This window comes from Pseudomonas sp. LFM046, from assembly GCF_000949385.2.
Taxonomy (GTDB): Bacteria; Pseudomonadota; Gammaproteobacteria; order Pseudomonadales; family Pseudomonadaceae; genus Metapseudomonas.
This window is the reverse complement of sequence record NZ_JYKO02000001.1, coordinates 5,392,157-5,405,791: the sequence shown is the minus strand read 5'-3', so window position 1 is coordinate 5,405,791 and position 13,635 is coordinate 5,392,157. Positions and strand designations below refer to the sequence as shown.

Here is a 13,635-nt window from a genome sequence, read left to right as displayed (position 1 = left end):
TCTTTGTCAGGCGGAGGGCTGTCGGGCGGCCTTTTCGGCGTGCCCGGACAGGCCGAAACGACGGTCCAGTTCGTCGAGCACGGCCTGGGGGTGCTGGCCGAGGGCGGCGAGCATGACCAGGCTGTGGAACCAGAGGTCGGCAGTTTCGTAGATCAGGTCGCTGTGGTCGCCGCTGGCGGCGGCATCCTTGGCGGCGAGGATGGTTTCCACCGCTTCTTCACCGACCTTCTCCAGGATCTTGTTCAGGCCCTTGTGGTACAGGCTGGCGACATAGGAGCTGTCCGGCGCGGCATTCTTGCGCTCTTCCAGCACCTCGGCCAGGCGGGCGAGGGTATCACTCATGGCTGTGTCCTGCGGCGTAGATGGCATGGGGGTCCTTGAGCACCGGGTCGACGGTCTTCCAGCCGCCGTCTTCATAGACGCGGTAGAAGCAGCTTTCGCGACCAGTATGACAGGCGATGCCGCCCAGCTGTTCGACCATCAGGATGATGACGTCCGCATCGCAGTCCAGACGGAGTTCGTGGAGACGCTGCACATGGCCGGACTCCTCGCCCTTGCGCCAGAGCTTGCCACGGGAGCGTGACCAGTAAATGGCTCGGTTCTCGGCAACGGTGAGGGCGAGGGCTTCGCGGTTCATCCAGGCCATCATCAGCACTCGGCCCGTCTTGTGATCCTGGGCGATGGCGGGCACCAGGCCTTCGGCATTCCAGTGAATCTCTTCCAGCCAGTCTTTCATCTTGTCTTCCACAGCGGGGCCGGTCCCGCAGGATCGGCGCTCAGATCAAAATAGTGTGCCAGTGCCACTCGGGGCTGGCTATCGGCGCAGTACGAGATATAGACCACCGGCCAGCATCAGCCAGCTCGGCCAGGTTTCGGCGGTGGGCGCCAGGCCCTGGGTGGCGGCCCCGGCGATCAGCAGGGCGCCCAGCAGGCGTGCGGACCAGTGGGCGGCTGCCGGATTTTCGGTTTTCTGCGGGGCGCTGGCAGGCTGGGCCAGGCGTTCCAGGGTATCGCGGGCGATCTGCGACAGGTGCGGCACCTGCTCCGCCTGTTGCTGCAGGTTGCGCAACAGTTGCAGGGGGCTGACGCGCTCGCGCATCCAGCGCTCGAGGAAGGGCTGGGCGGTGGTCCAGAGGTCCAGATCCGGGTAGAGCTGGCGGCCCAGGCCCTCGATGTTCAGCAGGGTCTTCTGCAGGAGCACCAGCTGCGGCTGGACTTCCATGTTGAAGCGCCGCGCGGTCTGGAACAGGCGCAGCAGCAGCTGGCCGAAGGAAATGTCCTTCAGCGGCTTCTCGAAAATCGGCTCGCAGACGGTGCGGATGGCGGCTTCGAAGTCGTTGACCTTGGTTTCCGGCGGCACCCAGCCGGAGTCGATGTGCAACTGGGCGACACGGCGGTAATCGCGCTTGAAGAAGGCGATCAGGTTGCGCGCCAGGTAGTCCTGGTCCTCGGGGGTGAGGCTGCCGATGATGCCGCAGTCGATGGCGATGTACTGCGGGTTCCAGGGCTGGCGGGTGGCGACGAAAATGTTCCCCGGGTGCATGTCGGCGTGGAAGAAGCTGTCGCGGAACACCTGGGTGAAGAAGATCTCCACGCCGCGCTCGGCCAGCAGTTTCATGTCGGTGCGCTGGTCGGCGAGGGTGGCAAGGTCGGTCACCGGGATGCCGTAGATGCGTTCCATTACCAGCACCTTGGGGCGGCACCAGTCCCAGTAGACCTGGGGCACGTAGAGTAGCGGCGAACCGTCGAAGTTGCGCCGCAGCTGGCTGGCGTTGGCCGCCTCGCGGAGCAGGTCGAGCTCGTCGTAGATGGTCTTCTCGTAGTCATCCACCACTTCCACCGGACGCAGGCGGCGGGCGTCGGCGGAGACGCGCTCGGCCACGCGGGCGAGGGTGAACAGCCAGGCGAGGTCCTGGCGGATGATCGGCCGCAGGTTGGGGCGGATCACCTTCACCACCACTTCCTCGCCGCTCTTGAGCTGGGCGGCGTGGACCTGGGCCACGGAGGCCGAGGCAAGGGGCTCGACGTCGAAGCGGGCGAAGACTTCGCTGACCTTGGCGCCGAGTTGCGACTCGATGCGCGCCACGGCTTTTTCCGGCGCGAAGGGCGGCACCTGGTCCTGCAGGCGCGCCAGCTCGTCGGCGATGTCCGACGGCATCAGGTCGCGACGGGTGGAGAGCAGTTGGCCGAACTTGATGAAGATCGGCCCCAGGTCTTCCAGGGCCAGGCGCAGGCGCTCCCCGCGGGAGAGCGTCAGCGCCTTGCGCGGCAGCCAGCGCCAGGGCAGGGCGTAGCTCAGCGCACGCAGCCACCAGGGCAGCGGCAGTTCAAGCAGCAGGTCATCGAGTTGGTAGCGGATGACGACCTGCTGGATGCGCAACAGGCGGCGGGCGGCGAGCAGCTTCATGCGTTGGGCTTGGTTCTCTGGTTCAGACGTTCGACGCGGGCATCGAGGCGGTCGAGGGCGAGCTTGAGGCGGTCCAGCTCGGCGAAGCGGGCGTCGGCCTCGCGGCGACCCACAAGGGTGCGGGACTCCTCGGCCAGGTAGTCGGCGAGGTTCTGCCGCAAGCTGTCCAGGCCTTGTCCGGCCCAGTTGGCGCGCATGCGCAGGTGGCCGGCGAGCAGTTGGGTGCCCACCGGGCCGAGCCAGCGGGACAGCTCGTACTCCCAGTCCAGTTCGAGGTCCTGGAGGATGGCGGCCAGCTCCAGCAGCACGGCGCTGTCACCTTCCAGGGTGACTTCCGGGCTGTGCAGGATGGTGGTCTTGTCCTTGCTGACGGCCAGGCGCAGCAGGCTGCTGGCAGGCGCGCGCAGGCGGCAGTCGGCTGGGGCGGACCAGTGGACCGACAGCTTCAGGCCGTCGCCGCCGGGCAGCAGGAAGAGCGTCAGCGCCGGGTTCTGGCAGTCGACCTCGATGACATTGCCTTCCAGGGCGGCCATGCGCGGCAACGCGGTGCTGTCCAGGGTCAGCACCCGGTTGAGGCCAAGCTCGATGCCGGCCAGCAGCGCCTGGGTCAGCATCAGGGTTTGATGCCGCGGTGCAGGGCGACGATGCCGCCAGTCATGTTGTGGTAGGTCACCCGCTCGAAGCCGGCCTCGGCCATCATCGCCTTGAGGGTCTCCTGGTCCGGGTGCATGCGAATCGATTCGGCCAGGTAGCGGTAGCTTTCGGCGTCGTTGGTGATCAACTTGCCCATCAGCGGCAGCAGGCTGAAGGAGTAGGCGTCATAGGCCTTGGACAGCAGGCCGCTGGTGGGCTTGGAGAACTCCAGCACCAGCAGGCGGCCGCCCGGCTTGAGCACGCGCAGCATGGAGCGCAGGGCGTCTTCCTTGTGGGTGACGTTGCGCAGGCCGAAGGCGATGGTGACCACGTCGAAGTGGTTGTCGGGGAAGGGCAGCTTCTCGGCGTCGGCCTGGACGAAACTGACGTTGCCGGCGACGCCGCTGTCCAGCAGCTTGTCGCGGCCGACCTTGAGCATGGAGGCATTGATGTCCGCCAGCACCACTTCGCCGGTCATGCCCACCAGGCGCGAGAACTGGCGAGTGAGGTCGCCGGTGCCGCCAGCGATATCCAGCACGCGGTTGCCCGGACGCACGCCGGACAGCTCGATGGTGAAGCGCTTCCACAGACGGTGGACGCCGCCGGACATCAGGTCGTTCATCAGGTCGTACTTGGCTGCCACCGAGTGGAATACCTCGGCGACCTTGTCGGCCTTCTGGCTCTCGGGGACCTGCTGGTAACCGAAGTGAGTCGTGGGTTCGGCGTCGTTGCCTTTGCGCGGGTCGTTCATGTCGCTGCCACCGGAATTGAATGGCGGCCATTCTAATGCCGGCGCCCGGCTTTGTCTTGGCGGCGGAGGGCGCGGGGTGCGACCTGCGCCCACGCGGGCTGGTATATTCGCGCGACCAAAGGTCGCAGCAGGAGTAGTCCATCCATGTCCCGTATCCATGTCGAGCGTTCGCACGCTCTAAGCCACGAGGCTGTGCGTGAGAAGGCCGAGAAGCTGGCCGAGCGCCTGGCGCGCGAGTACGACGTGCGTTACCAGTGGCGCGGCGACACCCTGGAGTTCAGGCGCAGCGGTGCCGATGGCCAGATCGAGGTGGGTGCCGACAAGGTACGTGTGGAGGTCAAGCTGGGCCTGCTGCTGTCGGCCATGGGCGGCATGATCAAGCGCGAGATCGAGAAGGCGCTGGACGAGTATCTGGCCTGAGTCGGTCTGCCTCAGAGGGCCGCGCTGCGGCCCTTCGCGAATGAATACGCTCCTGCCGGCGCTCCATTCGGATTGCCTCTTCCGCACCTAGTATGCGGTTTCTAATTTTCCCCGATACCTTGCGCATAAGTCCTCAAAAAGGGCGAGTCATCTACCTTCACCGCGTGAGGTGCACCATGGCCAAAGTAGCCGTCAAGAAGAAAGTCGAGAAAGTCGAGAGCGTCGAAAGCAAGTCCACCGTCCTGGCAGACGTGAAGCTCTATGCCCGCAAGATCTGGCTGGCTGGCCTGGGTGCCTACGCCAAGGCCGGCGCCGAAGGCGTCGACTACTTCAAGGAGCTGGTGAAGGCCGGCGAAGGCGTCGAGCAGCAGGGCAAGAAGCTGGTGGACGAGCAGGTCGAGGCCGCCAACAGCCAGTTCGACAGCGTGAAGAACAGCGTCAACGGCGTGAAGGAAAAGGTCGAAGTACAACTCGACAAGATCGAGAAGGCCTTCGACAACCGCGTAGCCAGCGCCCTCAACCGCCTCGGTATCCCTTCCCGTCAGGATGTTGAAGCACTCTCTGCTAAGCTTGATGAGCTGAGCGCGTTGCTCGAGCACGTCGCGCGAACCAAATAAGGAGAGCAGGATGGCTGGCAAGAAAAAAACCGATAAAGACACCAACTCCTGGATCGGCGAGATCGAGAAATACTCGCGCCAGATCTGGCTGGCTGGCCTGGGGGCCTACTCGAAGATCAGCAACGACGGCTCCAAGCTGTTCGATACGCTGGTCAAGGATGGCGAGAAGGCTGAAAAGCAGGCCAAGACCGAGGTGGACAAGCAGGTAGACGCGGTCAAGTCGAGGGTCGGCTCCCGCGTCGGCACGGCCAAGTCGAAGGTCGAAGAGGTCAAGGGCAAGGCGATCGGTAAGTGGAGCGAGCTGGAAGAGGCTTTCGACAAGCGTCTGAACAGCGCCATTTCCCGTCTCGGCGTCCCCAGCCGCGGTGAAGTGAAGGACCTGCAAGGCAAGGTGGATGCCTTGACCAAGCAGCTCGAGAAACTCACCGGCGTCTCGGCCAAGTCGGTCAAGCCGGCCGCCAAAGCCGCTGCCAAGCCGGCTGCCGCCAAGCCTGCTGCCAAGGTTGCCGCTGCCAAGCCGGCACCCAAGGCCGCTGCCGCGAAGCCTGCTGCTGCCAAACCGGCCGCCAAGCCCGCCGCGAAAGCCGCCGCCAAGCCGGCAGTAGCTGCCAAGCCCGCTGCGAAAGCCGCCGCCAAACCGGCTGCCGCCGCCAAGCCTGCCGCAGCGAAGCCCGCTGCCAAGCCGGCCGCCGCGGCCAAGCCTGCAGCGGCGAAACCCGCTGCCGCGAAGAAGCCAGCTGTGAAGAAGCCTGCAGCGCCCAAGGCCGCCAAGCCTGCTGCTCCTGCTCCGGCTCCGAGCCCGGCCCCGGCTGCCGCTCCGGCCGCCGCTGCCGCCCCGGTTCCGAGCGTGGCTCCGGCCGCACCGGCCCCGGCTGCTCCGGCAGTACCGCCGACCAGTCAGTCCTGAGTCTTGTCGGTATGACGCAAACGCCCGGCTTGTCCGGGCGTTTGCGTTTCAGGCGTCCAGATAGCGTCTGGCCAGGCTCTCGGCGGCATGCCGGGGACCAGGGCGCAGATGCGGAGCGACCAGCATCATCACCTGATAGACCACGAGACGATTTTCCCCGTCGCTGCCGAGCACGCGCTGGTAGTCGAGGGAAAACAGCAGGGTCAGGGTGATCTGCTCCACCAGCTGGCCGAGGGACTCGGTGTCGCTGACCAACTGGTTCTCGGCCTTGAGCCGGGCCAGCAGGGCGGCCAGGGTGCGCTTGAGGTGGTTCAGCCAGGCGCGTATGCCTCGGGCCAGCTTCGGCAGGCGTCCGGCGAGGTTCGACAGGTCCTGGAAGAGGAAGCGGTACTGGGACAGGCGCTCGACGATCAGATGCAGGAACAGCCAGTAGTCTTCGGCGTCGAGTCGCGCGTCGGACGGTGGGTCGAGCAGCGGCGCCAGCTCTTCCTGGAAGCGCTCGAACAGCGCCATCACCAGCGGCTCCTTGCCATGGAAGTGGTAGTAGAGGTTGCCGGGGCTGATGCCCAGTTCGGTGGCGATTTCCAGCGTGGTGACGTTGGGTTCACCGTTGCGGTTGAACAGGTCGAGGGCGGCCTCGAGGATGCGATCGCGGGTCTTCATCCAGGCTTCTTGTCAGGTGTTCGGTGAAGGGGTGAAAGGCCGGCCGGGAACGTCTCCCGGCGGCCCGCTCGGGGTCAGCGCACGTGTACGTAAGTGCCGGGCGCGGCTTCCATCGCCGGGTAGTCCTGGTTGCCCAGGGCCATGATGGTGTCCCGCTGCTCGCCGGAGCGCTCCTGGATCCAGCCCAGCCACTCCGACCACCAACTGCCTTGCACATGTCGAGCGTCGTAGTACCACGCGCGCGGGTCGGAGCTGAGCTTGCCGTTCTCGTAGTAGTTGGCCTTCGGGTTGCCCGGCGGATTGAGGATGCTCTGGATATGGCCGCTGTTGGACAGCACGAATCGGCTGTCGCCCCCCAGTAGCAGGGCCGAGCGGTAGACGGCGTCCCAGGGGGTGATGTGGTCGTTGATGCCGGCGACGTGGAAGCTGTCCACGGTGATCTTCTGCATGTCGATCGGGGTGCCGCAGATTTCCAGGCCGCCGGAACGGGTCAGCGGGTTGTGCTTGAAGAAATCCAGCATGTCGCCATGCAGAGCGGCCGGCAGGCGGGTGTTGTCATTGTTCCAGTAGAGGATGTCGAAGGCCGGCGGCTGACGTCCCATCAGGTAGTTGTTGACGAAGTAATTCCACACCAGGTCGTTGGGGCGCATCCAGGCGAAGACTTTGGCCATGTCCTTGCCGTCCAGCACGCCGGCCTGGTACGAGCGGCGTTTGGCGGCTTCCAGCGTCTGCTCGTCGGCGAAGAGGGTGGCAGGGCTTTCCACTTCGCTGTCCAGCAGGCTGACCAGATAGGTGGCGCTGCTGACTTTGCGCAGTTGGCGGCGCGCCTGCAGGTGACCCTGCAGCGCAGCGTTGGTGAGGCCGCCGGCGCAGGCGCCCATCAGGTTGATTTCCTTGCTGCCGGAAATGGCACGACAGACTTCGAAGGCTTCCTCCAGCGCCTGGACGTAGGTGGACAGGCCCCACTCGCGGTGGCGGGCGTCGGGGTTGCGCCAGCTCACCATGAACACCTGCAGGCCGTTCTTCAGTGCGTACTGGACAAAGCTCTTGTCCGGGCTGAGGTCGAATATGTAGTACTTGTTGATCTGCGGCGGCACGATCAGCAACGGGCGCAGGTACTGCTTCTCGCTCATGGGCCGATACTGGATCAGCTCCAGCAGCTCGCTGCGGAAGACCACCGCACCCTGGGTGTTGGCGAGGTTGCGGCCGATCTCGAACGCGTGCCTGGTGACCTGGCTGGGCATGCCGTTGTTGTGCAGCAGGTCGTCCAGCAGGTGCCCGGCGCCCTTGATCAGGCTGAGGCCGCCGGTGTTGAACAGCTCCTTCAGCGCCAGCGGATTGAGCAGGCTATTGGTGGGCGCCAGGGCGTCGCTGAGCTGGGCGAGAACGAAGCGGGCGCGGGCGCGGTCGTCATCGTTCAGGTCAGCCTCGTCGATCCAGGCGCTGAGCTGCTTCTGCCAGGCCAGGTAGACCTGCAGGCCACGACGGTAGAAAGGGTTGTGCTGCCAGGTGGGGTCGGCGAAGCGGCTGTCCTGTGGGTTGGGCTGATGCAGCGTATCGCCCATCAGGACCCGGCCGACCTGGTTGCCGAAGGCGAGCATGTGGCGCGCACTGCGCACCGGGTGCCGCAGTCCTTGCAGCGCAAGGTTGCGTACGGTGGAAAACAGATCCTTACCGCGCAGCCCGACGATGGCGCTTTGCGCATTCATGAAGGCGGCAGGTACTGGCAAGGTGCCCGGGACTTGTTTTTCTCGCATGGGGCAACGCTCCGTATTCGGTCCGTGGTTCAGGAGGTCTACAGCAAGGCTTGTACCATCAGGAGCCCGAAATGCATTCCAGACTATCGCGGGCAGAATTCAAGTTGATGACAGGGCGCACTGGTCTGGTTCGGGCGCCTTGCCGCCGCCCCATAGGGGGGCGGCAGCCTTTCAGCTACTGCGCAGCGGAACGGCCTGGGGGTGGATGACCGCCCGCTGACGTTCCTCGGCGAGGAATTTCATGATGATCGGCGCCACCGTTTCGGCACGGGTCACCAGGAACAGGTGACCGTCGTCGATCACATGAAGTTCCGCATTGGGAATGCGCCAGGCCAGCAGGCGCATGTTCACCAGCGGGATGATCGGATCGTCGTCGCCGGCCAGCACCAGGGTCGGTTGGCGGATGCGGTGCAGCCAGTGGATGCTGGTCCAGCCGAGCCCGGCGAACAGCTGCCAGTAGTAGCCCATCTTGCCCGAGGAGCGCACCTTGCTGGCGTGGGCCATGGCCAGGCTGGGATCGCGGCGGAAAGCGCCGCCGTAGATGTCCGGGGCGATTTGCACGCCGTAGGACGGCTGGATGTAGCGCCGCGGGCTGGCCATGCGCCAGAGCACCTTGGGCTTGCCGGGCACCATGATGGCGCCGGCCGAGGTGGCGGCGAGGATCAGCTTCTTGCAGCGCTCCGGGTAGTCGTGGGCGAACTGCTGGGCCAGGGCGCCGCCCCAGGACACGCCGATGGCGCTGACCTGGCCATAGTCGAGGTAGTCGAGCATCCGGGCGGCGAGTTTGGCCAGGCCGGAGAAGCGGTAAGGAGTATTGGGGGTGGACGAACCGCCGACGCCAGGGACGTCGAAGGCGATCACCTCCAGGTCCGGGTCCAGGGCCTGGACGAAGGGGAAGACCAGTTCGAGGTTGGCGCCGATGCCGTTGAAAATCAGCAGCGGCGTCATGTGCGACTGGCCCGGGCGGACGGCGGTGCGGATGGTCTGGCCGTCCAGCTCGATGGTTCGGAATACAAAAGGTAGCGGCATGCGCGGTAGCCCTATCGATTAGCAAGCCGGGAGAGACGTCCGGCCTCCCCCGAGTCCGCCAGGCAGTGCCTGGCTGGCGCCGCCGGCGGTTGCCGGCGACGCACAGGGCACATCCCGGTGCCATGGGCAATGGTGCGCAGGGCGCAATTTCTCATCGTTCGTGCACGTAGGTGCCGGGCGAGGCTTCACCGGCCGGATAGGCCTTGTTGCCCAGGGTGAAGTTGGCGTTCTTGGTTTTACCCGACCGCTCGGTGATCCACTTCTGCCAGTGCAGCCACCAGGAGTCGGCGTGCTTGGTAGCGTTTTCCAGCCAGGCCTTGGGGTCGGCCGGCATGTCGCTGTTGGTGGAGAAGCGCGCCTTCGGGTTGCCCGGCGGGTTGAGGATGCTCTGGATATGGCCGCTGTTGGACAGCACGAACTCGCACTTGCCACCCAGCAGCCGGGCCGAGCGGTAGCAGGCTTCCCAGGGGGTGATGTGGTCGGTGGTGCCGGCCAGGCAGTAGAAGTCGCAGGTGACCTTCTTGAGGTCGATGGGGGTGCCGCAGACTTCCAGGGCGTCGGGTCGGGTGAGCGGGTTGGTCTTGTACATTTCCACCAGCTCGCCGTGGAGGGCCGCAGGCAGGCGGGTGGTGTCGTTGTTCCAGTAGAGGATGTCGAAAGCGGGCGGTTCATTGCCCAGCAGGTAGTTGTTGACCCAGTAGTTCCAGATCAGGTCGTTGGGGCGCATCCAGGCGAAGACCTTGGCCATGTCCTTGCCTTCCAGCACGCCTGCCTGGTACGAGCGGCGCTTGGCTGCCTCGAGGGTCTGCTCGTCGGCGAACAGGGCAACCTGGGTGTCGAACGTGAAGTCGAGGACGCTGACCATCTGGGTGAAGGCGTTGACCTTGTGTTCACCGATGGCCTGGTAGTGGCCGAGCAGGGCCACGGTGGTGATGCCGCCCGAGCAGGCGCCGAGGATGTTGAGGTCCTTCGCGCCGGTGATCTTCAGGATGACGTCGATGGTTTCCTTCAGCGCGTCGATGTAGGTGGACAGGCCCCACTCGCGCTGCGCCTTGGTCGGGTTGCGCCAGCTGATGATGAAGGTCTGCAGATTGCTGCGCAGGCAGAAGCGCGCCAGGCTCTTTTCCGGCGACAGGTCGAAGACATAGAACTTGTTGATCTGCGGCGGCACCACCAGCAGCGGGCGCTCGTGCACGCTTTCGGTAATGGGCTTGTACTGGATCAGTTCCAGCACGTCGTTGCGGAAAACCACTGCGCCTTCGGTGGTGGCGAGGTTCTTGCCGACCTCGAAGGCCTCCATGTTCACCTGGCTCGGCATGCCGCCGTTGTTCACCAGGTCCTTGGCCAGGTGGGAGAGGCCGTCCAGCAGGCTTTTGCCGCCGGTTTCGAAGAAACGCTTGACCGCGGCCGGGTTGGCCATGGAGTTGGTGGGGGCCATGGCCTCGGTCATCAGGTTGATGACGAAGTGGCCGCGGCTGGTGTCCTGCGCGGAGAGATTGCTGTGCTCGACCCAGCTATGCAGCTCCTTGCGCCAGGCCAGGTAGGTTTGCAGGTAACGCTTGTACAGCGGGTTCTGGCTCCAGGCCGGGTCATTGAAGCGGCGGTCATCGGCTTCCGGTTGCAGGCCGGATTGGCCAAGCAGCACGTTCTTCAATTCCAGGCCGAAGTGGGCGACGTGTTTTGCACTGTGAAAAGGTTGCTTGATGGCCTGCAACAACACCATCCGAGCCGAAGAAAGCAGGTCCTTGCGACGGATGCCTATCACCGGATTGAGGTTCAAGGTGCTTTCCGAAGCTTGTTGCTGCAGGTCTTCGTTGTTCTTGTTGCTCATCTACGACGCTCCATTGTCCTGAGTCGAGCAGCCCCTGGCGGAACAGTGCGCTGACTCGCTCGGGTTACCGGGAAGGCGAAGCGAACTTCGCTGATTTCTCTGTATCTGGCCTTGCCAAATGCATGGAACCTGCCAGACCTTGGTTACCCGAGTTTGTCAGTTTGCGCAAGTTCGCCACAGAAAGGTCGCTGCGGCGCGAGTATGTCGCGGGTATTTAGAAAATGCGCCCTAACCTTGGGCGGTTCGAACCGGCGCGGGGCGTGGCCTGCACCCATTCAGAGCATCAGCCGGACCACGGATTCGTCCGGATCGCGGGAGCGACCAGCGGTAGCGAGTTCCTGGAGGTAGTCGTTCCACAGCTCTTCCTGGCGGGTGGCGAGCTGATAGAGGTAGTCCCAGGTGAAGAGGCCGCTGTCGTGACCGTCATCGAAGGTCAATTTCAGGGCGTAATTGCCCGCCGGCTCCAGCTTGCTCAGGCCGACGTTTATCTTGCCGTACTGGAGGATGGGTTTGCCGTGGCCCTGGACCTCGGCTGAAGGGGAGTGCACGCGCAGGAATTCGGCGGAGAGGGTGTAGCTTTCCTCCGGCCCGTATTTCAGGGTCAGGGTCCGGGAGGCCTTGTGCAGTTCGATACCGCTGGGGATGCGCATTTAGGGGTCTCCAAACACATACAGCCGGCTGATGCCGGCTGTATGGATTTTGCGCCTGTCAGAGGATGTAGCGCGACAGGTCTTCGTCCTGGGCCAGCTCGCCGAGGTGGCTGTTCACGTAGGCGGCGTCGATGTGGATCGGCTTCTCGTCGTGCTGGGCGGCCAGGTCGCCGGCGCTGAAGGACACCTCTTCCAGCAGGCGCTCGAGCAGGGTGTGCAGACGGCGGGCACCGATGTTCTCGGTCTTCTCGTTCACCTGCCAGGCAATCTCGGCCAGGCGCTTGATGCCGTCGGCGCCGAACTCGATATTCAGGCCTTCGGTCTTCAGCAGCGCGCTGTATTGCTCGGTCAGCGAGGCATGGGGCTCGGTGAGGATGCGCTCGAAGTCTTCCGGGCTCAGGGCCTTGAGCTCCACGCGGATCGGCAGGCGACCCTGCAGTTCCGGCACCAGGTCACTGGGCTTGGACAGGTGGAAGGCACCGGAGGCGATGAACAGGATGTGGTCGGTCTTCACCATGCCCAGCTTGGTGTTCACGGTGCAGCCTTCGATCAGCGGCAGCAGGTCGCGCTGTACGCCCTCGCGGGACACATCGGCGCCGCCGACGTTGCCACGCTTGGCCACCTTGTCGATCTCGTCGATGAAGACGATGCCGTTCTGTTCCACGGCTTCCAGGGCAGCAGCCTTGAGCTCTTCCTCGTTCACCAGGCGCGCGGCTTCCTCGTCGCGCACCAGCTTCATGGCTTCCTTCACCTTCATCTTGCGGGCCTTGCGCTTGCCCTTGCCAAGGTTGGAGAAGAGGTTCTGCAGCTGGTTGGTCATCTCTTCCATGCCGGGCGGGGCCATGATTTCCACGCCCGCCGGGGATTCGGCCACTTCGATGTCGATTTCCTTGTCGTCCAACTGGCCTTCCCGCAGGCGCTTGCGGAACAGCTGGCGGGTGTTGGAATCCTCCCGCGGCTGCTCGTCGCCGAAACCGGTGCGAGCCTGGGGCAGCAGGGCGTCGAGGATGCGCTCTTCGGCGGCGTCTTCCGCGCGGTAGCGCACCCGGTGCATTTCCTGCTCGCGCATCATCTTCACGGCGGCGTCGGCCAGGTCGCGAATGATGGATTCGACGTCACGGCCGACATAGCCCACTTCGGTGAACTTGGTGGCTTCGACCTTGATGAAGGGCGCGTTGGCCAGCTTGGCCAGGCGACGGGCGATTTCGGTCTTGCCGACGCCGGTCGGGCCGATCATCAGGATGTTCTTGGGCGTCACCTCGGCGCGCAGTTCGGCCGGCAGCTGCATGCGGCGCCAGCGATTGCGCAGGGCGATGGCGACGGCGCGCTTGGCGTCGTCCTGGCCAACGATGTGGCGATTGAGTTCGTGGACGATTTCGCGGGGCGTCATGGACATGAAAATTGCTCCATTGCAGGACGGCGGCCTCACTCGGCGCTGTCCAGTTCCTCGATGGTCAGGTTCTGGTTGGTGAACACGCAAATGGAGCCGGCGATGTTCAGGGCGGTCTCGGCCACTTCACGGGCGGACAGCTCGGTGTGTTGCAGCAGTGCCAGGGCGGCGGCCTGGGCGAAACCACCGCCGGAGCCCATGGCGATCAGACCGTGCTCGGGTTCGACCACGTCGCCATTGCCGGTGATGATCAGCGAAGCATCCTTGTTGGCCACGGCAAGCATGGCTTCCAGGCGGCTCAGGGAACGGTCGGTGCGCCAGTCCTTGGCCAGTTCGACGGCGGCGCGGACCAGGTGGCCCTGGTGTTTCTCCAGCTGGCCCTCGAAACGCTCGAAGAGGGTGAAGGCGTCGGCGGTGGCACCGGCGAAGCCGGCCAGGACCTGACCGTGGTAGAGACGGCGAACCTTGCGGGCGTTGCTCTTCATGACGGTGTTGCCGAGGGAAACCTGGCCGTCGCCGCCCATGACGACTTTGCCGTTGCGGCGAACTGAAACGATGGTGGTCAAGGGGAGAGTCTCCA

General features: G+C 64.7%; 15 protein-coding genes. 3 read left to right on the top strand and 12 right to left on the bottom strand.

Features of this window, described 5'->3' with window-relative positions:
- Nucleotides 1-6: 6 nt before the first annotated feature.
- The 5 genes from TQ98_RS24820 to ubiE form a co-directional block, all read right to left on the bottom strand.
- Complete coding sequence (locus TQ98_RS24820; RefSeq protein ID WP_044870807.1) at nt 7-342, bottom strand: phosphoribosyl-ATP diphosphatase; 336 nt, start codon at nt 340-342, stop codon at nt 7-9.
- The gene (gene hisI / locus TQ98_RS24815) at nt 335-736 is read right to left on the bottom strand and encodes a phosphoribosyl-AMP cyclohydrolase (protein ID WP_044870808.1); all 402 of its coding nucleotides are present in this window, start codon (nt 734-736) and stop codon (nt 335-337) included. Before hisI ends, TQ98_RS24820 begins: the two co-directional genes overlap by 8 nt.
- A gap of 78 nt (nt 737-814) precedes the next feature.
- Complete coding sequence (gene ubiB / locus TQ98_RS24810) at nt 815-2,407, bottom strand: ubiquinone biosynthesis regulatory protein kinase UbiB (protein WP_044870809.1); 1,593 nt, start codon at nt 2,405-2,407, stop codon at nt 815-817.
- Nucleotides 2,404-3,021: an SCP2 sterol-binding domain-containing protein gene (locus TQ98_RS24805; RefSeq protein ID WP_044870810.1), complete on the bottom strand. Its 618-nt coding sequence runs from the start codon at nt 3,019-3,021 to the stop codon at nt 2,404-2,406. The genes ubiB and TQ98_RS24805 overlap by 4 nt, the downstream gene beginning before the upstream one ends.
- Entirely contained in the window at nt 3,021-3,791 is a 771-nt protein-coding gene (gene ubiE / locus TQ98_RS24800) for a bifunctional demethylmenaquinone methyltransferase/2-methoxy-6-polyprenyl-1,4-benzoquinol methylase UbiE (RefSeq protein WP_044870811.1), read from the bottom strand. The genes TQ98_RS24805 and ubiE overlap by 1 nt, the downstream gene beginning before the upstream one ends.
- A gap of 144 nt (nt 3,792-3,935) precedes the next feature.
- Here ubiE and TQ98_RS24795 point away from each other — a divergent pair, with 144 nt between their 5' ends.
- From TQ98_RS24795 to TQ98_RS24785, 3 genes are all read left to right on the top strand, one after another.
- Complete coding sequence (locus TQ98_RS24795) at nt 3,936-4,211, top strand: polyhydroxyalkanoic acid system family protein (RefSeq protein WP_044870812.1); 276 nt, start codon at nt 3,936-3,938, stop codon at nt 4,209-4,211.
- Between the two features lie 176 nt (nt 4,212-4,387).
- On the top strand, nt 4,388-4,828 hold the full coding sequence (locus TQ98_RS24790; protein ID WP_044870813.1) for a phasin family protein: 441 nt from the start codon (nt 4,388-4,390) through the stop codon (nt 4,826-4,828).
- Nucleotides 4,829-4,838: 10 nt separating this feature from the next.
- Nucleotides 4,839-5,735, top strand: a complete 897-nt coding sequence (locus TQ98_RS24785; protein ID WP_044870814.1) for a phasin family protein — start codon at nt 4,839-4,841, stop codon at nt 5,733-5,735.
- Nucleotides 5,736-5,783: 48 nt separating this feature from the next.
- On the opposite strand, the gene TQ98_RS24780 is transcribed toward TQ98_RS24785, so the two are convergent.
- The 7 genes from TQ98_RS24780 to hslV form a co-directional block, all read right to left on the bottom strand.
- Nucleotides 5,784-6,398: a TetR/AcrR family transcriptional regulator gene (locus tag TQ98_RS24780; RefSeq protein WP_044870815.1), complete on the bottom strand. Its 615-nt coding sequence runs from the start codon at nt 6,396-6,398 to the stop codon at nt 5,784-5,786.
- A gap of 74 nt (nt 6,399-6,472) precedes the next feature.
- Nucleotides 6,473-8,155 (bottom strand): class II poly(R)-hydroxyalkanoic acid synthase, encoded by a 1,683-nt coding sequence (phaC, locus tag TQ98_RS24775; protein WP_044870816.1) that lies wholly within the window; start codon nt 8,153-8,155, stop codon nt 6,473-6,475.
- Nucleotides 8,156-8,326: 171 nt separating this feature from the next.
- Entirely contained in the window at nt 8,327-9,184 is an 858-nt protein-coding gene (gene phaZ, locus TQ98_RS24770) for a poly(3-hydroxyalkanoate) depolymerase (protein ID WP_044870817.1), read from the bottom strand.
- Between the two features lie 151 nt (nt 9,185-9,335).
- Entirely contained in the window at nt 9,336-11,015 is a 1,680-nt protein-coding gene (phaC, locus tag TQ98_RS24765) for a class II poly(R)-hydroxyalkanoic acid synthase (RefSeq protein ID WP_044870818.1), read from the bottom strand.
- Nucleotides 11,016-11,290: 275 nt separating this feature from the next.
- On the bottom strand, nt 11,291-11,665 hold the full coding sequence (locus TQ98_RS24760) for a DUF971 domain-containing protein (RefSeq protein WP_044870819.1): 375 nt from the start codon (nt 11,663-11,665) through the stop codon (nt 11,291-11,293).
- A 58-nt stretch (nt 11,666-11,723) separates the two neighbouring features.
- Complete coding sequence (hslU, locus tag TQ98_RS24755; protein ID WP_044870820.1) at nt 11,724-13,061, bottom strand: HslU--HslV peptidase ATPase subunit; 1,338 nt, start codon at nt 13,059-13,061, stop codon at nt 11,724-11,726.
- A gap of 29 nt (nt 13,062-13,090) precedes the next feature.
- Nucleotides 13,091-13,621 (bottom strand): ATP-dependent protease subunit HslV, encoded by a 531-nt coding sequence (hslV, locus tag TQ98_RS24750; RefSeq protein ID WP_044870821.1) that lies wholly within the window; start codon nt 13,619-13,621, stop codon nt 13,091-13,093.
- Between the last annotated feature and the right edge of the window lie 14 nt (nt 13,622-13,635).